The organism is Sphingobacteriales bacterium (assembly GCA_012517435.1).
Classification (GTDB): domain Bacteria; phylum Bacteroidota; class Bacteroidia; order CAILMK01; family JAAYUY01; genus JAAYUY01.
Window position 1 is genome coordinate 1 of the sequence record JAAYUY010000030.1, and the last position, 23,176, is coordinate 23,176.

Here is a 23,176-nt window from a genome sequence, read left to right on the forward strand (position 1 = left end):
AAGCCGACCGCATAACATCACCTATACGCAAGCAGGGGGTTCGTGCTTCGTAAGACAGGAAAGTGGTAAATTTGAAGTTCAGTTCTTCGTAGGAAGTTCAGTGGTTAAAATCCCTGCCTGCGTATAGCTGAGAAACGTTGTAGGCAATGCTGAATTAAAAAAAGAGAATTGAAAAATCTTAAAAGTTAATAATATGAGTAATTCATCGAATTTAAATTATGCAAAAACACAAAGTTGGAAATGTTGTAAGTGTAAGTCAGAAAACTACAATGATAAATGGAAATGTAGCTGGTGTGGTCATGAACGTTGTAAAAACTGTAAAGATTTAATAGGTTAAAGATTAATAAAATAATGGGAATGCCGAAAACCATATAGAGTAAGCAAAACTTTTAAATTTAATTGTCATGTCAAGTGAAGTTTATTTCTGCGGTAAATGTAACCGTCAACAAGGAACTAATGAAGGAGTTAAATGTAAAATCTGTGGTAAAACAACTGTCAGTTGGTACACAGATAGAGAATCTTCAGAGGATGCAAAAAGAAAGTGGAAATCAATAAATGGATAGATCAATTTTTAACCTACATTATAAAATCCACAACTAAAATTAAATTTTATGGAACAATCATTAACATTTGATTTAGCGATTGAGATTCTTGAAATAATTGATATTAACAAAGTTTCTCTTGATGATCTTCCAAAGATTGTCAAAAAAGCACAAAGCAGATGGCATCCTGATAGAATATCTCATTCAAAAGATGAGAATGAGATTAAAAAATACACAAACTACTTTCAACTTATTCAACCAGCCTCAGAGTTAATTGTAGCATTTCTCAAAGGTGAATATAAGGCTGGGGAAAAGTTTGAACAAGCTAAAGAATACACCTATGAAGAACCAGCAGATGTTATAAGAAGAAATGCTTCATCAATTCAAGATACTTTGAAAAATATTTGGGAAACAGTTAAAAGAACTAAATATAAATTTAGTGTTCAGGAGGTCATTCTTAGCGATGGTTTTAAATTAAAAGACTTATTAAACCAAGATTTTAAAGAAGACTTAGCTGGATTATCAGTAATTTCATTTTTATATGGTGTATTCATTTTTGGTTTACTAACATGGATAGGTTCTTTAATAAGTCCTTTTCTTGGAGTTTTGATTGGTATATTTTGGGGATTACAGGCACTGTCCTGCCTTTTTGGGTTTTTACCACTTTCCAGATTTTGGCTGCCAGAAGGTGTGCAAAATTTCATGCTTTGGTTTATAAATGTTGGATTAAAGATTTATAATTGGGCAGATAGAGAAAGTGAATATACAAAATGGTGGATCGAATTGATTGTTCAAATACCAATGATTATTTCAATAGCTATTAAGTATATACTTTTATTTCCATTATATGAAATTGCAAAACTTATTGTAGGGGACAAAATTGTTGGAATTGTAAAGAGAAATGTTAATTATTATGCAGGGGGTGCAGAATGGTACATTGATGATTTAATTAATAAAAACCCAGCAGAAATGACAGAACAAGAACTTTTTGACTTGTCATATCTTTATAGCGAATTCAGTAATGTTAAACAAGAATCTTAAATCAAAATAATATGGGAAAACAAATTTGTCCTAAATGTAAAGGAAATAATAGTCGGAATTATGAAAAATGCAATTGCCTGAAAAGTGGTATTCCGGATAAAGGTTGTGTCGTTTGTAAGGGAAGTGGAAAAGCACCTTGCTACACTTGTAACGGTTCTGGAAGTATTTATGTTGGCTCAAGACCATAGGTATCTTGTCTAAGATGAATTGAAATGGGTACATTTTCAGTAAGAGTAATTAATCGATCAGGCTCGCCAATTTCAGGAGCGAAGGTTACAGTTCATTATGGTCTTTGGAGTGGTTGGGATGAAGGTTTTACAAATAGTAATGGCTGGATTTCATTTAGCAATAACAAAGGAAATTTGGTAACAGGTGAATTTTATGTTAATTCAAAATCATTTGGAGAGCATAGAACAAATGATGGGGATTCATATTCGTTTACTTTATAAAAGTTTAAACAAAACTAAAATTAACAATGGTAAACAGAAATGATAAAATTAATGAATTGATTTCCATACCACTATACTCGAAACAAATTCAAGAATTGCATATTGAAGGAAAGATTTTAGGACTTTTTGTGATAATTGATATCTGTGCAATAAAATTCTGATCTAGCCCCCTAAACATTAGGACTAAATTAGTGAATTAAAAACACTAATTTAGACATATGAAAAGAACATGGACAGGAGAAGAAAAAGAGGCAATTATGAGAGATGTAGAGAAACCCGGGAATGTTATTGGCTGCCGTAAACATGAGATTTATGCCACAACTAACTATACATGGAAGAAAAAATATGATAAAGCAGGCATCGAAAAAAACAAGAGAATGCACACATTAAGACATAGCTTTGTCACACATTTACTGGAAAATGGGACTGATTTAAGGTATATACAAAGTCTTTTAGGGCATTTCGGTTCAAAAACCACTGAAATTTAAACACATATAACCACAAAAGGCATGGAAAAAATAATTAGTCCTTTAGATCATTTGGCAATTTGAAAAATATAATTAATTTTGCCATCAAAATGTAAGGAAACATAATTTTTATGGAGGAAGCATATTCAAGTAAAGTAAAAATATACGCAATATTGCGTATATCCAATCGTTAGCAACAAGCGGAAAAAAAAAGACAACATCACGACTGACATTTTCACTGCAACTTGACAAAACAAAGACAGATTGAAAATAGAAATTGCCGACACTCAAGCCGACCCAAAAGTTTAAAATTTTACCCCACCGCTCTTTTTCGGCAAAGCCGTTTTGGCTAACCCTTCTGCCAAAGCAAAAGAGGTGCATTTATTTTTTTATTTTTAAAAGGTATGCACCACATTTGCTTTTGCCCACCGCTCTTTTCGCCAAAGGCATTTTGGCTATCCCACATTGCAGCACATCCCGCAAACCACACAAAGCCAACCTTACAACCAAAGTTTACGGGAAGAGCTGCAATTTTCCACCACTCTAAACCTCTTGACTTGAATACTTCTCATTATCAATAGGAATAGGTTTATTTTCATCATTTATTGCTGCAAATGTAAATAAAGCATCAACAGCTTTTTGTCTATTATCAGTATACATATCTTCAATGTATATTTCAACCTGAATTTCAATCTTAACATTTCTTACTTTTATTACTTTTCCAATAATTTCAGCAATTGTACCTGTTTTCATAGGTAATAGAAATTGAACTTTCTCAGCCGAAACAGTAACCATTTTCTTCCTTGAACATCGGATTGCAGTAATATAAGCCACTTCATCCATCCATTGCATGGCTGTTCCACCGAATAAAGTATCGTGGTCATTTAAAGTATTTGGAAAAATTACCTTAAACTGTCTTGTTTCTGATTTCATTATCCTGTCATCCATAAAATTATTTTTCTGCAAATATAAAATAAATTTGCAAAATGAACAATAGTTCATTATCTTTGCAGTGAACTATTGTTTAATATAAATATGTCTCCAAGAATAAAAGTGCTAAGAAAAGTTTCAAATCCACCCGTGATCAAAGGGTTTAAGCCTTATGGCCCAGAATCTGGAAACCAGAATCTTGAATTTGTTAACCTATTATATGAAGAATACGAAGCCTTGCGTTTAAGCGACTATGACATACTTAATCATCATCAGGCATCTGTTATGATGGGTGTTTCCAGACCTACTTTTACACGAATATATGCTTCTGCATTACGCAAAATAGCAAAAGCATTTGTTGAGGGAAGACAAATTTCTATTGAAGGAGGTAAAGTTTATTTCGATAGCGACTGGTATCATTGTAAAAAATGCAGGTGTTACTTCAATAATCCTGAAAAAGAAAAACCTGTTGATAATTGTCCTCTATGTGGAAGCCAACGGGTTGCTAAGTTTGATTATGACAATATCTATGAAAATGTTACTGATAAACATTGTGAAGATTTATGTACATGTCCAAACTGTGGATTTGAGCAAGAACATCAATACGGGCAGCCATGTAGCAAACAAATTTGCCCCCACTGTCAAAGTTTAATGAAAAGAAAAGGAAGTCCCAATTGCAGAAAATTTAAAAACCAATAATATGAAAATAGCTATCACTTCTACAGGTAACACCTTAGAATCAACCATTGACCAACGATTTGGTCGCTGTGCTTACTTTGTGGTTTACGACACAGAGAATAAAGCAATGGAATTTATTCCTAATCCAAACAAAGAAGCAGAAGAAGGTGCTGGTCCTGCATCAGTTCAATTAGTTGCTTCGCGTAATGTAAATAAAATAGTATCAGGTGAATTTGGAATGAAAATAAAACCGCTGTTAGACAGCTTAAAAATTCAAATGATAGTTCTAAAAGAGCCTGAAAAAAAAATTAAAGACATCATTGAAATGTTGAACCATTAAAAAAATAATATGCCAAAACTTGATGGTACAGGTCCCGAAGGAGATGGTTCTCGTTCAGGGCGTAAATTAGGAAATTGTAGTAAGGCTACAGATGAAGAAAAATTACAAAAACTCGGCAAGGGATTGGGTAAAAAACGCAATTCCGGAGGTGGTAAAGGAAAAGGGAAACGCTTAAAAAGCGGAAAACAATAGTATTAACAATTTAAAAAGGAGGTCATTATGCCAGGATTTAATCAAACAGGCCCTATGGGACAAGGTTCTATGACAGGCCGAAGAATGGGACGTTGTACTAATTTCGGTGCAAATCTCAAAAATCAAACTGCCGAAACAAAAGAAAACACCAATGAAAATCTTTCTGAAAACTTTCAGGGAAGAGGATTTGGTTTTGGAAGAGGCAGAGGAGGACGAGGTTTTGGGATGGGAAGACAGAACCGTTTTAGAGGCGGACAATAGTATTAATAATGAGAGGAAAATTGAAAATCCTCTCATTATTTTCAGAACAGATTTTAACAATTTAAAAATGAATAACATGGAAAATCAAAATCAAGAAATCGTAGCTATGCCACGCATAGGAGATGCAGCTCCGGCTTTTAAAGCCATAACCACACAAGGCGAAATTAATTTCCCTGCCGATTTTAAGGGAAGTTGGGTTATTTTATTCAGCCATCCTGCTGATTTTACGCCGGTATGCACATCGGAGTTTATGACCTTTGCCAGCTTGGAAGAAAAATTCACAAAGGCAAATTGTAAATTAGTTGGCTTATCGGTTGATGGGCTTTACAGCCACATTGCATGGCTTAGAACCATCAAAGATAAAATCGAATACAAAGGGATGAAAGATGTTGAAGTTAAATTTCCTTTGATAGAAGACATCACCATGGAAGTTGCTAAAAAATATGGGATGATGATGCCCGGAGAGAGCAATACCAAAGCAGTAAGGGCAGTATTTTTTATTGACCCAAAAGGGATTATTCGTGCAATCATTTATTATCCATTGAGTTTGGGACGCAACTTTGATGAATTGTATCGTGCACTTATTGCCATGCAAGCTGCTGATGCTTTTTCTATTGCAACGCCTGCTGATTGGCATCCGGGTGATGATGTGATTGTTCCTACTGCCGGTTCGTGTGGGGTAGCAAAAGAACGTATGGAAGATAAAAATGTTAAATGTTACGATTGGTTTTTCTGCACTAAACCAATAAGCAAAGAAGAAATTGAAAAAACAATTTTAAAAAAATAAGAAGATGAACAGAAAAATTGCTATTCCGTTGGAAAATGGAGTATTATGTGCTCATTTTGGGCATTGTCAAACATTTGCTATTGTAAATGTTGAAAATAATGTAATAACAGAAGTAAAAGAAGTTGTACCACCGGAGCATGTCCCCGGACTATATCCGAAATGGGTAGCGGAGTTTGGTGTAACCGATGTTATTGCGGGGGGTATGGGTCAACAAGCCATTATGCTGTTCAATCAGCAAAACATTAATGCTTTTGTTGGTGCACCTATAAAAACGGCTAAAGAACTTGTTACCGATTTTTTGGCGAACAAGTTAAGTCTTAGTGCTAATTATTGCAATCATGATGAGCATTCCGGACATGAAAATTGCCAACATTAATCTTCAGAATGAAGTTGACGAACGTTGTAAAAGTTGTTTTCTTAATACGTATCAACGCTTGTTTGAAAAGTTTAATGTTGGTATAGCTCAACGTCAAAAGTTTATTTCTTTTTATCAGGAGACAATAATTAAGCATAAAAACCTTTCAAGTCCTGAAATTCAAAGGGAATTGAATAAAGAGTTTTGTCGGATTATAAACGTTAAAGACCCTTTTAAAGAAGAAAAGGCAAATAGCAATCATATTGCCTTAGAACTTTATAAAGCATGGAAACCAAAGGTGCTTTCATCGGTCAATCCGTTTGATTTGGCACTTCGGCTATCCATTGCCGGAAATATTATGGATTACGGTGCAAATAATAGTTTCGATGTGCATGAAACGATAAATAAAGTTTTAAAAACTTCGTTTGCTATTGACCATTCAGAACTTCTCAAGAACAAGATTAAAAAAGCAAAAAGAATTTTATACTTAGGCGACAATGCCGGAGAAATAGTTTTTGACAAACTTTTCATTGAAACGATAATGCATCATGAAGTGTTCTATGCTGTTAAAGGTGCTCCTGTATTAAACGATGTTACAATGACAGATGCTAAAGAGGTTGGAATGGATGTAGTGGCTGATGTTATATCAAATGGTTTCAATGCACCTTCTACCGTATTGAATAAATGCAGCAAAGAATTTCTTGAAGTTTATAATATGGCAGATTTAATTATTTCAAAAGGTCAAGGAAATTACGAAGGATTGATGTACGAAAATGACCCTCGTATTTTCTTTCTGCTGATGGCAAAATGCGATGTCATTGCCGAAAAATTAAATGTTACAAAAGGAAGTTTTGTTGTTTATCATCCAAAGGAATAAAAAATGAATGTAGTAATTATCATTACAGCTTTGTTTTTGGCCAGTATAGGTTGCTTGGCTATAGCTGGATTAATGCTTTTATTAAAAGATGAGAAATTAAACAATGTATCTCCTTATTTTTTATATGTAGCCAGCGGAATATTGTTGGGGGCTGCATTTTTAGGAATGATACCCAAAGCGGTGGCTATGGTTGAACCTGTTAAAATTACCAGTTTTATTCTAATTGGTATTTTATCCCTTTTTACACTAGAAAAAATTGTACTATGGCGAAATTGCGGGAATAAAGATTGTGAACGTCATTCCAATGCTTCGTCTTCGGTAGCCTTAATTGGGGATGCATTTCACCATATTATAGATGGAATTGTTATTACTTCATCGTTTTTAATTTCTATTGAAGTTGGGGTGATGGTAAGTATTTCGATTGCTTTTCACGAGATACCAAAATCAATGGGTGATTTAAGCATTTTAATTAAAAACGGACTTTCTCGAAAAAGAGCATTCTGGTATAAAGTGTTCTCGGTTAGCACCGCTTTGATTTTTGGAACTTTGGCTTTTTTCTTATCCGGTTCGCTAAAAACAATCGTGCCCTATGTACTTGCCTTTTCGGCAGCCAGCTTTTTATATCTGTCCTTGGCGCAGCTTATTCCCGAAATGCACAGCAAAACAAAGCTGAGCGATTCTATCAGCCAAATTATGCTGATTTTATTGGGAATAGCTATTATTTATGTGAGTTTACATTTAAAATAATCGTTATGGGAAAAATTAAAATCGGAATTATCATCTGCGACCGCTACCATACCTGTGCAGGTGGTAAATGTTTCAGAGCATTTCAAAACAAAGAAGGAGCTTTTGAAATGTATAAAGGTAAAGAGGTTGAACTTGTGGCTTACACTACCTGCGGTGGATGCCCCGGTGGAAATATAGAATATGCCCCCGAAGAGATGAACAAAAACGGGGTTACCCATGTCCATTTTGCTACTGGGTTTTTAGTTGGTTATCCACCTTGTCCTTACATGGAACACTTTGAAAAATTTATTACTGAAAAATATGGAATGAAGGTTTTTTTTGGCACCCATCCTATTCCTCAGAAATATTATTTAACACATCAGAAAATGAAAACATGGGATAGCGATTTCTTGAAAAGAGCCATTTCGCTTACATTAATTGATGAAAAAACGAGATTAAATTATGATTAAGCCCTCAAATATAAAAATTGCTATTGCCAGCGGAAAGGGAGGAACAGGGAAAACTTTAGTTTCTACGAACTTGTTTTATGTACTTCAACAACAAAATCATCAAACAACATTGGTTGATTGCGATGCAGAAGAACCAAATGATATGGTGTTTTTTAGCGGGAATAATGTTAAATCTGTTGAAGTAACCCAAAAAGTTCCGGTAATAGATGAAAGCAAATGCACATTTTGCGGAAAATGTCACGAATACTGCAATTACAACGCAATTTTCATTTTACCCCCTGCTAAAATTATTAAAGTAATCGAAGACCTTTGTCACGGTTGCGGAGCTTGTTCAGTTGCCTGTATGGATGGTGCAATAAGCGAAAAAGACGTTTCGCTTGGAACCGTGAGTTGTTATACCCTTACAGAAAAATCGTCAGTCATCGAAGCAAAAATGAAAGTAGGAGTTTTTTCGCCAGTTTCAGTAATCAAAGAAGCAATCAAAGAAGCAGGGAACAATGGAATTATTCTTTTAGATTCCCCTCCGGGAACTTCATGCCCGTTTATTCAGACAGTTGCTGTAGCCGATTATGTTATATTGGTTACCGAACCCACGCCATTTGGGTTAAGCGATTTAAAGCAATCGGTTGAGACCCTAAAGACCATGAATAAAACCTGTGGTGTAATTATCAATCGAGCAGGTCTTGGAGACAATGCTATTTATGATTATTTGAAACAAGAGCATATTCCCTTATTGATGGAAATACCGTTTGACAAAACCATTGCTTCGTATTATTCAAAAGGCGAATTATTTGTAAAATATAAAAAGGAATGGGAACAGCACTTCATTTCAATGTTTAACTCAATATCTGAAAAATATGGAAATAGCAGTAATTAGCGGTAAAGGAGGAACAGGTAAAAGTAGCATAAGTGCTGCTTTTGCAACATTATCCGAAAAAGTTGTTTTGGCTGATTGCGATGTGGATGCCGCTAATTTGTATATTCTTTTCAATCCTACACACGAAGAAGAACAGGTATATATTGGCGGACAAAAAGCAGAAATCAACTATTCATTATGCACGAATTGCAGTTTGTGCATTGATTATTGTCGCTTTGGTGCTATTTCATTTTTGAATGATAAAGTGATTATTTCAGAAACCTCTTGCGATGGCTGCAAACTATGCTCTCGTATTTGCCCTACTGAGGCAATTACAATGATTGACAGCGATAAAAGCCGTATGTATGCAGGAACATTTCGTAATGGGAAAATGGTATATGGTCGGCTTGCTCCGGGTGAAGAAAATTCAGGAAAACTTGTAAATATTGTTCGTGATAAAGCTAAAACAATAGCCAAAGCAGAAAATATTGAAACTATAATTATTGATGGACCTCCGGGAATTGGTTGCCCTGTAATTTCAACTATCACAGGCGTTGACCATGTTGTAATAGTAACAGAACCTACTATTTCTGGAATGCATGATTTAAAAAGGACAGTTGAAATATGCTCAAAATTCAACCTGAAAACATGGGTAATCATAAATAAATACGACCTAAATTATGAAATGTCAAACCAGATAGAGGATTATTGCAATAGTATTAATATTAGTATTGCCGGAAAACTTCTTTTTGATTCCAAAGTGGTTGAAGCAATGGTTAATTGCAAAAGCATTGTGGAATATGCTCCAAAGTCAGCTTTTGTAATAGAGTTACAAACTGCATTTATAAAAATAACCAATGGAAAAATATAAAGGCTATATTCATTTATACACTGGTAACGGCAAAGGTAAAACCACCGCAGCGTTGGGTTTAGCTCTTAGGGCTGTTGGAGCAGGTAAACGCGTGTTTATTGGTCAATTTGTAAAAGGTATGCACTATGCTGAAATAGATGCTTTAAAAAGATTTTCAGAAATTGAGATTAAACAATATGGTTTGGATTGTTTTATTAAAAAGGAACCGACTGAAAAAGATATAAAAGCAGCTCAAATTGGGTTGAGGGAAGTTACCGAAATGATTCTGGAAAATAAATACGATATAGTGGTTATGGATGAAGTTTGCATTGCTCTTCATTACCATTTATTTGATTTGAATGATATTATTAAAATATTGCAAAAAAAGCCCGTATCAATGGAAATAATCTTAACAGGAAGATATGCTCCTGCTAAATTATATGAATTGGCTGATTTAATTACTGAAATGAAAGAAATTAAACACTATTACAACAAGGGTGTGCAAGCAAGAAAAGGGATTGAATACTAGTATGAAAAACGATATACATCATATTGGCTTACAAGTCATCGAAAAAGACCTTCAGCCATTTTATATTGAAATATTGGGCTGTATTCCGCTTAGAACATTTAACCTATCTAAAGAAGAAGCATTTTCAATCTTCAATATCAAAAAAGATGTTGAGGTTATATATTGTAAATGCAATGATATAGAGTTGGAACTTTTTGTCGTCAACAATATCAAAATTCCAACCTTTAATCATATATGTTTCCATACTGATAATGCAACGGAATTAATAAACAAAGCTAAAATGGCTGGTTTTCGTTTGCATATTCGAGAAAAGAAAGATAAAACCAAAACTTATTTTGTATGTGATTCAAATTATAATTTGTTTGAAATTAAAACAATAAAACAATGATAAGTTTCGGACCCATACCATCTCGCAGGTTAGGAAAAAGCCTTGGAATAAACAATATTCCAGAACAAAAAATATGTTCGTATTCCTGTGTGTATTGTCAGGTTGGATTGACAAGGAAATACTGTGTTGAGCGAACCACATTTTACGAACCCGAATTTATTTACAACGAAGTCAGCCATCATTTAGAAAAATTAAAACCTTCCGACAAACCCGATTATTTGACATTTGTAGCAAACGGTGAACCTACCTTAGATATTAATCTCGGTAAATCTATTGCCAAACTTAAATCACTTGGCATACCTGTTGCCGTAATTACCAATGCCTCGCTATTACATGTGCCCGAAGTTCGTCATGACCTGCTAATGGCCGATTGGGTATCGGTAAAAATTGATGCAAACGAGGAAGCTATCTGGAAAAAAATAAACCGACCCCATAAAAAAATTCACTTTTCAGATTATTTGAAAGGATTACAACTATTTTCATCGGAATACAAAGGAAAATTATGCACAGAAACCATGTTAATAGAGAGTTTTAACGATACAATCGAAATATTACAAGCAACGGCAGCCTTAATCAAACAAATAAATCCGGCAGTAGCTTATATCTCCATTCCTACCCGTCCGCCAGCTATAAAAACCATTAAACCACCTAGTGAAAAAAAAATAAACGAAGCCTACCAAATTTTCTTAAATGCCGGCTTAAATGCAGAACTTACCCTTGGTTTTGAAGGTACCAATACCGGTTATACAGGCAATGCATACGAGGATATTCTCAATATATGTGCAGTTCATCCCATTAGAGAAGATACTATGCAAGAACTCTTACAGAAAGACAATGCCGACTATAATATGGTGAAATCAATGATTGAGAATAATATAATTCAACAAATTGAATACAATTCAAACAAATTTTACATAAGAAAACTTAATAATTAATAACTTTTAAAATTAAACAAATGAAAACGACAGATGTATTAGTCATTGGAGGCAGTGCAGCCGGGATGGTAGCTGCCTTAACAGGTAAAGCTCATTGGTCTAATAAAGAGTTTATCCTTGTAAAAAAACAAAAAGAGATGATGGTGCCATGCGGCATACCCTACATTTTTGGGACACTTGATTGCAGTGAAAAAAACCTTATGCCCGTAGATACCATGCTTCAAAAAAATGGCATAACCTCAATTGTTGACGAAGCAACAGAAATTGACACCAACAATAAAGTAGTAACCTTTGCCAGTGGCGAAAAAATTGGTTATCAAAAATTGATTATTGCCACAGGCTCAATTCCAGTCAAACCTAAATGGCTTGAGGGGGCTGATTTGGAAAATGTTTTTGTCATCCCTAAAGACAAAGCTTATCTTGATAATATGAAAGCAAAACTGGAACAGGTTAAAAATATTGCTGTGATTGGTGCAGGTTTTATTGGGGTTGAGCTTTCCGATGAGCTTACCAAGAAAGGATATAAAGTTACCCTGATTGAAAAACTACCTCATATCTTAAATCTTGCTTTTGACCCTGAAATAGCAAAAAATATTCATGATTTACTTACTAAGAAAGGCTTAAACATTATTACAGGAAAAGGAATAAGCAAGGTATTGGGAAACAACAAAGTTGAAGCCATCGAACTCGAAGATGGACAAACTTTGAAAATGGACGCCGTTGTTTTATCCATTGGGTATAAACCCAATAGTGAATTAGCTAAAAAATCGGGTATTTATGTCGATGAAGATAATTTTATCGCCGTTGATGAGTATATGCGTACACATGTTAAAGATGTATTTGCCGTTGGAGATTGTGCCCAAAAACGCGATTTTGTAACCCGCCGAAGAGTACCAACTATGCTTGCATCAACAGCTTGCGCTGAAGCAAGAATTGCAGGAATGAATTTATTTAATCTCCATGTTGTCAAAACGTTTAGCGGAACTATTGCTATTTATTCCACTGCCATAGATGATATAGGGTTTGGCACAGCAGGAGTAACCGAACAACGAGCTGAACAAGAAGGCATTGCTACGATTACTGGTACTTTTGAAGGTGTTAACAGACATCCCGGAAATTTACCTGATGCTCATAAGCAAATTGTAAAACTTATTGCAGCCAAAAATTCGGGTATTATCATTGGAGGAGAAGTAATAGGAGGAAAAGAAGCAGGTGAATTGACCAATGTTATAGGGTTGGCTATACAAAATCGCATGTCTGTTAATTCTTTTTTAACCATGCAAATAGGAACGCATCCATGCCTCACTGCATCTCCTGCAGCTTATCCTTTAATTAAGGCGGCTGAAAGTATTGCAATCAAAATGTTAAACCATAAAGAATAATAAAATTATGGGTGCTTTTGAAAAAATAAACTTGCCCAGTGTGAAAAATATTATTGTAGTAGCATCTGGCAAGGGCGGTGTAGGAAAATCAACAGTTTCAACCAATTTGGCAATAGCATTGGCACGTAATGGTGAAAAAGTTGCCTTAGTCGATGCTGATATTTACGGACCTTCAATTCCTAAAATGTTTGGCATTGAAAACGCCAGACCTGATGTTACAACTTTTGGTGATAAAGAAATGATGTTCCCCATTGAGAAATATGGTGTAAAAATCATGTCTATTGGTTTCTTTCTGGCAGCTAATCAGGGTTTAATCTGGCGTGGACCGATGGCTGCTAATGCGATTACTCAACTTTTCGAAAATACAGAATGGGGTGAAATAGATTATATGATAATTGATTTTCCACCGGGAACAGGTGATATACAACTTACAACAGTTCAAAAGATAAAACTTACAGGTGTAATTATTGTTACAACGCCTCAGGAAATAGCCCTGAACGATGCCCGCAAAGCAGCTTCAATGTTTACAAACCCTGATTTGAATGTACCTATCCTTGGTATTATTGAAAACATGTCGTGGTTTACTCCTAAAAAACATCCCGAAGAAAAGTATTACATTTTCGGACAAGGCGGAGGTGCGATATTAGCTTCCGAACTAAATTCTACCTTATTAGGACAAATACCTTTAGTTTCCGAAGTTGGCGAAGCTGCCGAAAAAGGGTTGAGCATTTACAACCAAACTGACAAAACAGTTATTTCAGCTTTTGAAAAAGTAATAGAAAAAATTGTTTAGCCAATAATTCATTTTGAGTATTGTCCAACGCTATGTCAAGCACATGCTGCAAACCGCACGAGCCTCCCTCGACCAAAGTTTGCAGCAAAAGCTTGCCATTTTCCACACACTACTGGCAGTAACAAAAACAAAAAATCCCTTCCCTTCTGTAAAAATTTAAACGCTAACACACACTCCAACCCAGCCAAAAACGCTTTGACTTATGACAGCTAAATATAAAATAATAGTATCTTTGTGACACGAATGACAAGAACCGCCAGTTGCTAACAAAGTGTAAATGCCATAAGGGTTTCAGAGGTTTTCGAAGGTCAGAAGTCCGCTTTAACTTTTCGTGTAACTTGATAGGAAATCACCCGCAATCCCTTACGGCACTTACACTCGACCGTTACCGGTAATGGTATTGCGACAGTGCAACATTCAAACATTTTTCCGGACAACAGACAATAAAATGGATTTTGGCAATGCCGTTTGGCTATCCCTTCGCAAAATAAAAAGAGCTGCAAAGCCACCCCAAACCGACCCAAATTGCAGCACATTTTATTTTGCCCAACAGCACAACAACGACAGTTTGACTAACTTTTTGATTTTGTAAGCGACTTCTTATTCTTCCAATCATTAAAGGTTTTTTCTGTAACTGTATCACCTATAGATTTAAAATGTTCAATTGCAGGTTTTCTTCCTTCAAATTTGGACACAGCCCAATCTTGTAGCTCAAACAAGTAATCGGCTATCATTTCTTTTGTGGTTTGCTTAATATTAAAATTGAACTTCTCTTTTCCGAGTTGAACGACTGGACTGTGATATTTTTCAAATTCATTCTTAGCATATTGAAATGCATTGGTTTCATTCAACATATTTTTTGTATCTGCATCGAACTGATTAAACGCATTGTAATACATCGCTATTTTCTGTAAATCTCTGTAATTACCATACAAAGGTAACTGCTTTAGCCATTTCACTAATTCCAATTCCTTTGGAGCATCACCTTTAAATTTTAATCCTTTCCAAATATTTTCCCAATCTGTTATTCTATCTTCAACAGTTTCTCTTATTGAGGGAATATTTACAACGTGTTGGACTATTCTATCGTAAAAATCAGGCAGTAATTCGTTTCGCAATTCGGCAACACTTTTATTGGTGGCAAAAATCAAGCGACATTCAACCTTTATTTCTTTATTACTTCCCATTCTTCGGATAGACATTTTATTATGCTTATCTGTTTGCAATGCCTTCATTAATTTTGCCTGAACTAGCTTTGACAGATGATGGATTTCATCAAGAAATAAAATCCCTCCATCTGCTTCCTCTAAAAGGCCTTTTTTTACAGCATTTGCACCAGTAAATGCACCTTTCTCAAAACCAAATAACTCTGCCTCTGCTTTACTATCTTCATCAAATGATGCACAATTCGCTTCTATGAAGGGATTTTTATTGTCAAATGATTGCTTTGCTTCGCTTGCAATTTTTGACTTACCAATTCCTCTTTCTCCTATCAATAAAATTGAGAAACCTGATTTAAGAAATGTTTCCATTTTCTTGTTTACCAATTTCCTCGATGGGGATTTTGTTTCGCTGAAAACTTTAAACTCTGCACCAATTGTAGAAATTAGATTAGTTGGTATTTCTTGAATTGAAAACTGTTTAAATCTCTTTTCAAGTTTGTCACTTTTATCATCATAGGTTTTAATAAATCTAGTATTCTCTGGCAACTGTCCTGCCTCTGCAAGAATGTGCCAAACAACTTGGGTTTCATTGCTCCCTAATGAAACATTTATTATTGGCTGGAAATTCTTCTGCTTTGAAAAATATTGCCTTGACCATCTGCTTACTACATCAGAAATTTGCTTTTCATCTCTTAGGTCATTTACATTGAGTTCTACAACTTTGAAATTCCCTTGATAAACATTTTTAAAGTTAGAGTATTCAGTCAGCCATTTTATCTGTTGCTCAATCGGATAATGCTGAATATTTCTCCAAACTGCATGTTCAAATATTTTAATTTTATTAGGGTATTTCTTTTTGACATAAGAAAATTCCGCTTCTAAATCATAACAAATTTTGTCGTTAGAAATTATCTCATCAAACAACTCCTTCAGTCCTTGGTTGATAACAAACTCATCATCAAGTATTGTTTTTTTATAACTAACCCTTCTGCTCGATAGTTTGTCGAATGCTATTTGCGGAGCAGTCAGGTAAATTATTTCATCAAATAAAAAGCCGTTCTGTTTTGGAGTATCAAATATTACGTTGAGTTCTTCTTGTTCCAAGCGGCTTAAATCCAATTTTTCTGAAGGCAACTTTTCAAATAGGTAAAACCTACTTAGTATATGCTTGAGGTATGCAACCCCGTGAGTTGTGTAGTGCCAAGAAATGTAAATGTTTTTCATTCCACAAAGGTAATTTATTTCTTGTAGGTATTATATGTTTCTTTCGTAAGTTTCTTTATCGCTTGTATATCAATGTTTTAAGAAATCTGAAACGGTTTGGCACAGCTTTCAACTATACTCATTCTAAATCGAAAGAAAATGAACAAACAAATTTTAGAGTTTAGAAAAACTGACCACTTCTTATTCAGCCAATGGGACAGAAGCATTGACGACCAAATGCTTTACAAAATACTACCGTATGTAGAATGCACCAAATGTGAAAAAGACGTTGTTCTAGTATTGCCATCATTTCTAAAAAAGAAAGGTTTAGCTAAAGACGAAGAAACTTGCCTCGTCTTAATTGTGAAAAGAAATCTAATCCTTACTGGCTACTGGTGTGACCACCCGAACTATTTATTCAAAAAAGAAAAGGGTGCTCACTTTCAAATGCTCTACATATAATTGTTACAACTCAATAAATCAAATAAAATGCACATACTAAAAATCATTCACGGCTACCCACTCAACTACAATGCAGGTTCAGAAGTTTATAGTCAATCTATTTGCAACGAACTTTCCAAAAGGCACAAAGTATCTGTTTTCACTAGAGAAGAAAATCCCTACTCGCCTGACTTTACAATCCGACACGAAAACAAAACTGATAATCTTAATTTCTATTTCGTAAACAATCCGCAAGGAAAGGACGGTTATCGTCACAAACAGATGGATGAGAACTTTGCGGAACTAGTAAAGCAAATCAAACCCGACATTGCACACATTGGACACGTTAATCATCTTTCCACAGGTTTGATTGATGAACTGAACAAACTCAATATTCCAATCATTTACACGCTTCACGACTTTTGGCTGATGTGTCCGAGAGGACAATTCCTTACACGAAGCATTGGCAAAACCAACAACTTTCAGTTGTGCAAAAAGCAAGACGACAAAAAATGTGCGACAGATTGTTACAAAGTTTATTTCAGCGGACGAGAAGAAAACGAACAAAATGAAATTGAAAATTGGAGCAATTGGATACATCAGCGAATGGCTGAAACAAAATCAATCATTAACAAGGTAGATTTATTCATTGCACCATCACACTATTTACGAAACAGATTTATCAATGAGTTTGAAGTTCCAGAAAATAAAATCGTTTACCTTGATTACGGTTTTCCAACAGAATATTTGACGCAAACAAAAAAATCAAACGAAAAAACAAATTTCACTTTTGGTTACATAGGAACTCTTATACCTGCAAAAGGTGTGAATGATTTGATTGAAGCGTTCAAACAAATTGAAGAACCTGCAACACTTAAAATTTACGGCAGAGAAAACGGACAAAGCACTAATGCACTAAAGTTGCTCGCATCAACTTCAAAAAACAAAATTGAGTTTGCAGGTGAATACATCAATCATAATTTGGCAAATGATGTTTTTTCAAATGTTGATTGTATTGTAGTCCCGAGCATTTGGGGCGAAAATTCACCCCTTGTTATTCACGAAGCACAATCGTGCAAAGTTCCTGTAATTACAGCCGACTTTGGCGGAATGAAAGAATATGTTCAGCACAATATCAACGGACTTTTGTTTGAACATCGCAACACAAATTCGTTGGCAGAGCAAATGAAATTTGCTGTTACAAATCCCGATAAAATGAAAACATTAGGCGAAAAAGGTTATTTGTATTCCGCAGACGGAAGCGTTCCAAATATTCAGGACCATTGTAAAGAATTAGAAAATATTTATAGCGAATTCATTTATAAACTTTGGCGTGTTACGCTAGACACAAATCCTGAAGATTGTAATTTGAGTTGCACAATGTGCGAAGAACACAGCCCATTTTCAACTTATATAAAAGAGAAATTGGGCGGTAAACACCGCAGAATGCCGAAAGAATGGTTAGAACCCATTTTTCAGCAAGCGAAAAAAATAGGTGTTACGGAAATGATACCGTCCACAATGGGCGAACCGTTAATCTATAAGCATTTTGCCCACTTCATTGAGTTGTGTTACAAATACGACATCAAAATGAATTTGACCACCAACGGAACGTTTCCGAGAACAACAGAGAAAACCGTTACTGAGTGGGCGAAGCTAATTGTTCCAATTACAACCGATGTGAAAATAAGTTGGAACGGTGCAACCGCAGAAACTTCGCAAAAAGTAATGTTGAAAATAAACTTTGACGAAGCAGTTGCAAACGTGAAAGAGTTTATGCGTATTCGTGAAGAACACTTTGCAAAAACTGGTTATTACTGCCGTGTTACTTTCCAGCTAACATTTATGCAAAATAATATGCACGAGTTAGCAGACATTGTGAAGTTGGCGGCTGAGTTGGGTGTTGATAGAGTAAAAGGACATCAGCTTTGGGCACACTTTGACGAAATCAAGCATTTGTCAATGAAAGCAACACCTGAAAGTATTTTACAATGGAACGAGTATGTAAAAGAAGCCCACGAAGCACAAGAGAAATTCCGTAAACCAAATGGCGATAAAGTGATTTTGGAAAACATTATTCCATTGCAGAAAAATGAAAACAAAGAAATCCCCGAAAGTTATGAATGCCCGTTTTTGGAAAAAGAACTATGGGTATCTGCCACAGGTAAAATTTCGCCTTGTTGTGCTCCAGACGAACAACGTAATACGCTTGGAGATTTCGGGAACATAGAAAATACAAGCATTGAAGAAGTGTTGCGAAGCGATAACTACCAAAACCTAGTGAAGAACTACAAGAAAATTGATTTATGTAAAACCTGTAATATGCGTAAACCCAATAAAATATGAAAAATGAAATTTTAAAACATTATAGTGATGAACATAGATTGTCATTGCTTATTAGACACGGAGATAGGGATGCTATTCCTGACGGTTCATTTGGAAACGAAGTTCTACTGAATGAAAAAGGAAAACAAAACGCAAAAAATTTTGGCGAAAGTTTATCAGAAAGAAAACTAAACAAAATTTTTACAAGCCCTGTTGGACGTTGTATTCAAACGGCTGAATTTATTACCAAAGGTTATGGAAGTCCAGTAGAAATAATTGAAACAACTGCGTTAGGTGCACCCGGACTGCATATTGCTGACGAAAAAATTGCAGGAGAATATTATTTGCAACACGGAGGTTTTAAAATGTATGACCATTTTATTCAAGGGGTGGAAATACCCGGTGTGCCTAAAATTGAAGAATTACGCAACTCCCTTACCAATTTTATTTCAGAAAACACAAAGGACAACGGTTTGACACTTTTTGTTTCTCACGATATGTTGATTGCATTTTATCATTACAGTATTAATAAAACAATTTACACTAAAGAAAATTGGGTTAAATATTTATCGGGACTAACCTTGAAAAATGGGCGTTATGAAAAATGAACTTAAATCATTCTTTACGGAACACTGGACATATATGGCAGTTAGCACAGCTTGCAAACTCAATTTGTTTGATAACTTACTAGAAGAAAAAACAGCAAAGCAATTAGCTGAGGAACTTTCGTTAAATGAAGAAAAATTATTGTTGTTGCTAAATGCTTTGCATAATGCCAATTTCTTGAGTAAAAATGTCGAGTTATTCAAGGTTAATTCTTTGTCGAAATTTCTCACAGAAAATAATCCTGATAGCTTAAAATACGCTTGTTTGAATTGGAGTTCAGAACATTTGAATGCTTGGCAGAATTTGGATTTTTCCATCAAAACAGGCAATAGTACTTTTAAAGAAATCTACGGAAAGCCATTTTTTGATTTTCTAAACGACAACTCGGAAAAGCTTCACGCTTACCACAAAGCAATGTATCAATATGCAAAAGATGATTACAAAAATTTGCCTGAGGTGATTGATTTCAGCAAACACAAATCTCTAATGGATGTTGGGGGTGGTTACGGTGCAGTTTTGGAGAACATTAAGGCAAAGAAACCAAACGTTGAATGTGTTTTGTTTGACTTGCCCAAAGTCATCGATAGAGTAACTATTCCAAATATCAAGAAAATAGGCGGAAGTTTCTTTGACAAAATTCCAAATCAATCGGAAGCAATAATTCTCTCAAGGGTTCTTCACGACTGGAATAATGAAAAAGCAAAACATATTCTACAAAATTGCTTTGAAGCATTGCCAAACAACGGAGTATTATATGTAATTGAAAATTGTGCAGACAAAATCACTGCTGATTTATCATTGCTTTCACTCAATATGACTGCAATTTGCGAAAGCTATGAAAGAACAACCAAAGAATACATTTCACTTGCTCAAAACACCAACTTTAGTTTTCAAGGTGAAGTAAAACTAAACGATTTACAAACTATTTTAATTTTCAAAAAATGAACTGGCAAGACATTAAAGTATCGGCAGACAACACTCATTTTATACTTGACGGAAAACAAATTTTTGGCAAGCAGTTTATTGAAGTTTTAAAATTTCACTCTCCTGGACTTGCACCAGTAAAAGACAAAAGCGGTTCATATCACATTGACAGTTCAGGCAATCAACTCTATGCTGAAAGGTTTACACGGACTTTTGGCTTTTATTGCAACAGGGCAGCAGTTGTGCAAGGCGACAAGTGGTTTCATATGACAGACAAGGGCGAAAGAGCTTATTCAAATTCATTTTCGTGGACGGGAAATTTTCAGGAAGACCTTTGCACAGTTCGGGACAGCGACAACAACTATTTTCATATTGACCTTGACGGTAAGAAAATTTACAGCGACAGTTTTATTTACTGTGGCGACTTCAAAGACGGCTATGCTTGTGTAAAAACGGCTAACGGACTTTACCGACACATAGACATTAAAGGCAATTTCCTAAACGACAAATCATATTTAGACCTTGGCATTTTTCACAAAAACTTTGCAACTGCTATGGACAAAGACGGCTGGTTTCATATTGACAAGGACGGAAACGAAATTTACAGACACAGATTTTTAGCGATTGAACCATTTTACAACGGTTTTGCATTAGTAACGCAGTTTGACAAAAACAAAATAATTATTGACGAGCAAGGACAGAAAATTATCTCTGTTTAAGCCCACGCATTTGGTAGCACATTTGCATTTTTGCCGATACACAAAGCCAAACAAAAAAATGCAAAAGAGCTACCAAGCAACCGCACGGGACAGCCCAAAGACAGTGCAAAATTGACAACAAACCAACTCGACTGAAAAGAACCACTACCGGTAACAGCGGTTTGGCAAAAGTGGCGGTTCAGTGCTTCGTATGACAATTTTTCGTATAATTGAAGTGCGGTTCTTTGTATGAAGTTTAGTGGTGAAAATCGCCACCTTCGCCAAGCCGCAAAACGTCAGACTGTGCAAAAACTCATTTTTTAAAAATAATTAGTGAGAAATTCGTAGCCAGAGAACTTCATGCTTCATCAGGTGCGATATAAGACGAGCAATTTTTGGGGAGGAAAAATCAGATGGAAAAATTGGCGAAGCCTGAATGAGCTGAAAAATGACCTCAAAACAGACAAAAAATGAAAACCGGAATAGTCCGGATGCCAGTTTTGCAATAATTCCATGAATTTATCGAAGCCAAGGATGTTTTTCACCCTGACGAAGTTGTATGCGATATAAATTAAGCCCATCTCCCCATTCACTTTTTTCAATCCTTTGAGCAAAGTGTAAGAAAACCCCCACGCTCGCTTGATTGTTCCGAAAGGATGTTCCACTATGGCTTGTCTTCGCTTATATAATTCTTTTTCAGAGAGTAAGCGTTTGTTGTTGCGGTCAACGGCATCCTGATGTTCGCTTCGCTCTATGAGTCTCCCTGATTTGTTTTTCGTGCATTTATCCCTTAACGGACAGTTTTTACAGGCAGTGGTTTTGTATTGTTTTATGCGGTAATTGGTAATGTTTTTCCTTGTTTTTTTCTTCTTTTCGCTGTCGTGGCTTTTGTTGTACCATTTGCCATTGCTTTTTAATATTTCGCCCTGCGGACAGGTATAGGTGTCATTTTCTTTGTCATAAATGAAATTTTCTACCAGATATTCATTTTCAAGATGTTTGACAGTGGGTTGTTCTCGGCAGGCTACTATGGTGCTGATGTTTTCAGCTTCGCATTGGGCTATTTGTTCTCCGTTGTGGTAGCCTTTATCGGCTAAAACAGTGATTTTTTCTTGTCCTGATACCTCCTTAGCCCTCATTGCCATAGCTGCCAATGCTTTTGAATCGTTTTCGTTGGTGGCTTCATAGTCTATGATGAGGCTATGTTTTTCATCTACAGTGGTTTGCGTGTTGTAGGATACCTCCACTATGTTTTTTCGGATGATCAATGCACGGCTATCAGGGTCGCTGCTACTGATTTGTACTTCTTCTGTGTTGTCTAATTGTTGTTGCAGGTTGTTGTATTTTAACTTCCTTTGGGCTAAGCGTTCAAGTTCTTTCTGAACTTTATCAACTTTGATTTTCAGTTCATCATTGTTCTCTTCCTGGTCGTTTTTCTCAAGTTCAGCAAGATAATCATTTATTTTGCGGTCAATAAACTCCTGATGACGGTCAATTTTCTTTTGGTTGTAGTTGTTTTTGCTGCTGTTGACAGCCCTGAACTTGCTACCGTCAATAGCCATGGTTTTGCCGCCAATCAGTTCAGCTTCTTTCAATAAATTGATAAACAGGCTGAAAAGTATCCGTACAGCATCAGGATAATGTTTTCTGAAGTCAGCAATGGTTTTATAGGAAGGGGTAAGTTCATGGAGCAACCACCTGACTTCGATATTACGCTCACATTCTTTTTCCAGTTTGCGTGAACTTCTGACATGGTTCATGTACCCGTACAGATAGAGTTTCAGTAGCGATGCAGGATGAAACCCTTTGCGACCTTCCACCGCACCGGGTATTTTGACTCCAAGTTTATTTAACTCAATTTTATCTACAAATGCATCAATCAACCGTACCGGATTATTTTTACCAATGAAAGCCTCAAAGCTCATCATCTGCATTTGCTCCCTGTTGTTTCCAATTAATGTTGCCATG

At 35.5% G+C, this 23,176-nt stretch carries 26 protein-coding genes; 23 read left to right on the forward strand and 3 right to left on the reverse strand.

The features are described 5' to 3' along the window. The first annotated feature begins 611 nt into the window (after window positions 1–611). From GX437_01835 to GX437_01845, 3 genes are all read left to right on the forward strand, one after another. Window positions 612–1,583, forward strand: coding sequence for a hypothetical protein (locus GX437_01835; GenBank protein NLJ06389.1), 972 nt, complete (start codon window positions 612–614; stop codon window positions 1,581–1,583). Between the two features lie 212 nt (window positions 1,584–1,795). Continuing rightward, window positions 1,796–2,032 carry a carboxypeptidase regulatory-like domain-containing protein gene (locus tag GX437_01840; GenBank protein ID NLJ06390.1) on the forward strand — a complete coding sequence of 79 codons (237 nt, stop codon included), beginning with the start codon at window positions 1,796–1,798 and terminating at the stop codon, window positions 2,030–2,032. A gap of 218 nt (window positions 2,033–2,250) precedes the next feature. Next, window positions 2,251–2,520, forward strand: coding sequence for a tyrosine-type recombinase/integrase (locus GX437_01845; protein ID NLJ06391.1), 270 nt, complete (start codon window positions 2,251–2,253; stop codon window positions 2,518–2,520). A 522-nt stretch (window positions 2,521–3,042) separates the two neighbouring features. Here the strand turns inward: GX437_01845 and GX437_01850 are convergent. Next, window positions 3,043–3,447 (reverse strand): acyl-CoA thioesterase, encoded by a 405-nt coding sequence (locus tag GX437_01850; protein ID NLJ06392.1) that lies wholly within the window; start codon window positions 3,445–3,447, stop codon window positions 3,043–3,045. 87 nt (window positions 3,448–3,534) lie between these two features. On the opposite strand from GX437_01850, the gene GX437_01855 reads away from it, so the two are divergent. From GX437_01855 to GX437_01930, 16 genes are all read left to right on the forward strand, one after another. Next, complete coding sequence (locus GX437_01855) at window positions 3,535–4,128, forward strand: DUF134 domain-containing protein (protein ID NLJ06393.1); 594 nt, start codon at window positions 3,535–3,537, stop codon at window positions 4,126–4,128. A 1-nt stretch (window position 4,129) separates the two neighbouring features. Next, the gene (locus tag GX437_01860) at window positions 4,130–4,447 is read left to right on the forward strand and encodes a hypothetical protein (protein NLJ06394.1); all 318 of its coding nucleotides are present in this window, start codon (window positions 4,130–4,132) and stop codon (window positions 4,445–4,447) included. A gap of 9 nt (window positions 4,448–4,456) precedes the next feature. Beyond that, window positions 4,457–4,639: a DUF5320 domain-containing protein gene (locus GX437_01865; GenBank protein NLJ06395.1), complete on the forward strand. Its 183-nt coding sequence runs from the start codon at window positions 4,457–4,459 to the stop codon at window positions 4,637–4,639. A gap of 27 nt (window positions 4,640–4,666) precedes the next feature. After that, a complete protein-coding gene (locus GX437_01870) occupies window positions 4,667–4,900 on the forward strand; it encodes a DUF5320 domain-containing protein (GenBank protein NLJ06396.1) in 234 nt (77 codons plus the stop codon). A 76-nt stretch (window positions 4,901–4,976) separates the two neighbouring features. After that, window positions 4,977–5,687 (forward strand): peroxiredoxin, encoded by a 711-nt coding sequence (locus tag GX437_01875; protein ID NLJ06397.1) that lies wholly within the window; start codon window positions 4,977–4,979, stop codon window positions 5,685–5,687. Between the two features lie 4 nt (window positions 5,688–5,691). Beyond that, window positions 5,692–6,063 (forward strand): ATPase, encoded by a 372-nt coding sequence (locus GX437_01880; protein NLJ06398.1) that lies wholly within the window; start codon window positions 5,692–5,694, stop codon window positions 6,061–6,063. Beyond that, a complete protein-coding gene (locus GX437_01885; protein ID NLJ06399.1) occupies window positions 6,026–6,919 on the forward strand; it encodes a DUF89 family protein in 894 nt (297 codons plus the stop codon). The genes GX437_01880 and GX437_01885 overlap by 38 nt, the downstream gene beginning before the upstream one ends. Before the next feature lie 3 nt (window positions 6,920–6,922). Then, window positions 6,923–7,666 (forward strand): ZIP family metal transporter, encoded by a 744-nt coding sequence (locus GX437_01890; GenBank protein ID NLJ06400.1) that lies wholly within the window; start codon window positions 6,923–6,925, stop codon window positions 7,664–7,666. 5 nt (window positions 7,667–7,671) lie between these two features. Then, window positions 7,672–8,115 carry a CGGC domain-containing protein gene (locus GX437_01895; GenBank protein ID NLJ06401.1) on the forward strand — a complete coding sequence of 148 codons (444 nt, stop codon included), beginning with the start codon at window positions 7,672–7,674 and terminating at the stop codon, window positions 8,113–8,115. After that, window positions 8,108–8,992 carry a P-loop NTPase gene (locus GX437_01900; protein ID NLJ06402.1) on the forward strand — a complete coding sequence of 295 codons (885 nt, stop codon included), beginning with the start codon at window positions 8,108–8,110 and terminating at the stop codon, window positions 8,990–8,992. The genes GX437_01895 and GX437_01900 overlap by 8 nt, the downstream gene beginning before the upstream one ends. After that, a complete protein-coding gene (locus tag GX437_01905) occupies window positions 8,973–9,842 on the forward strand; it encodes a P-loop NTPase (GenBank protein NLJ06403.1) in 870 nt (289 codons plus the stop codon). Before GX437_01900 ends, GX437_01905 begins: the two co-directional genes overlap by 20 nt. Further along, window positions 9,829–10,350: a cob(I)yrinic acid a,c-diamide adenosyltransferase gene (cobO, locus tag GX437_01910; protein ID NLJ06404.1), complete on the forward strand. Its 522-nt coding sequence runs from the start codon at window positions 9,829–9,831 to the stop codon at window positions 10,348–10,350. Before GX437_01905 ends, cobO begins: the two co-directional genes overlap by 14 nt. Window position 10,351: 1 nt before the next feature. After that, window positions 10,352–10,738, forward strand: coding sequence for a hypothetical protein (locus GX437_01915; GenBank protein NLJ06405.1), 387 nt, complete (start codon window positions 10,352–10,354; stop codon window positions 10,736–10,738). Next, window positions 10,735–11,673, forward strand: coding sequence for a radical SAM protein (locus GX437_01920; GenBank protein NLJ06406.1), 939 nt, complete (start codon window positions 10,735–10,737; stop codon window positions 11,671–11,673). Before GX437_01915 ends, GX437_01920 begins: the two co-directional genes overlap by 4 nt. Before the next feature lie 20 nt (window positions 11,674–11,693). Beyond that, window positions 11,694–13,055, forward strand: coding sequence for an FAD-dependent oxidoreductase (locus GX437_01925; protein ID NLJ06407.1), 1,362 nt, complete (start codon window positions 11,694–11,696; stop codon window positions 13,053–13,055). Between the two features lie 7 nt (window positions 13,056–13,062). Continuing rightward, window positions 13,063–13,848 carry an Mrp/NBP35 family ATP-binding protein gene (locus GX437_01930; protein ID NLJ06408.1) on the forward strand — a complete coding sequence of 262 codons (786 nt, stop codon included), beginning with the start codon at window positions 13,063–13,065 and terminating at the stop codon, window positions 13,846–13,848. Between the two features lie 572 nt (window positions 13,849–14,420). Here the strand turns inward: GX437_01930 and GX437_01935 are convergent. Beyond that, window positions 14,421–16,235: a sigma-54 factor interaction domain-containing protein gene (locus tag GX437_01935; protein NLJ06409.1), complete on the reverse strand. Its 1,815-nt coding sequence runs from the start codon at window positions 16,233–16,235 to the stop codon at window positions 14,421–14,423. A gap of 468 nt (window positions 16,236–16,703) precedes the next feature. Here GX437_01935 and GX437_01940 point away from each other — a divergent pair, with 468 nt between their 5' ends. Genes GX437_01940 through GX437_01955 form a run of 4 tightly spaced genes read left to right on the forward strand, consistent with a single transcriptional unit; the run spans window position 16,704 to window position 21,229 of the window. Further along, complete coding sequence (locus GX437_01940) at window positions 16,704–19,001, forward strand: glycosyltransferase (protein ID NLJ06410.1); 2,298 nt, start codon at window positions 16,704–16,706, stop codon at window positions 18,999–19,001. Then, the gene (locus tag GX437_01945; protein NLJ06411.1) at window positions 18,998–19,588 is read left to right on the forward strand and encodes a histidine phosphatase family protein; all 591 of its coding nucleotides are present in this window, start codon (window positions 18,998–19,000) and stop codon (window positions 19,586–19,588) included. Before GX437_01940 ends, GX437_01945 begins: the two co-directional genes overlap by 4 nt. Next, window positions 19,578–20,531, forward strand: coding sequence for a methyltransferase (locus GX437_01950; GenBank protein NLJ06412.1), 954 nt, complete (start codon window positions 19,578–19,580; stop codon window positions 20,529–20,531). Before GX437_01945 ends, GX437_01950 begins: the two co-directional genes overlap by 11 nt. Next, window positions 20,528–21,229 (forward strand): methyltransferase, encoded by a 702-nt coding sequence (locus GX437_01955; GenBank protein NLJ06413.1) that lies wholly within the window; start codon window positions 20,528–20,530, stop codon window positions 21,227–21,229. The genes GX437_01950 and GX437_01955 overlap by 4 nt, the downstream gene beginning before the upstream one ends. A 347-nt stretch (window positions 21,230–21,576) precedes the next feature. Here the strand turns inward: GX437_01955 and GX437_01960 are convergent. After that, the coding region (locus tag GX437_01960; protein NLJ06414.1) for an IS1182 family transposase at window positions 21,577–23,176 on the reverse strand (1,600 nt) is incomplete at its 5' end.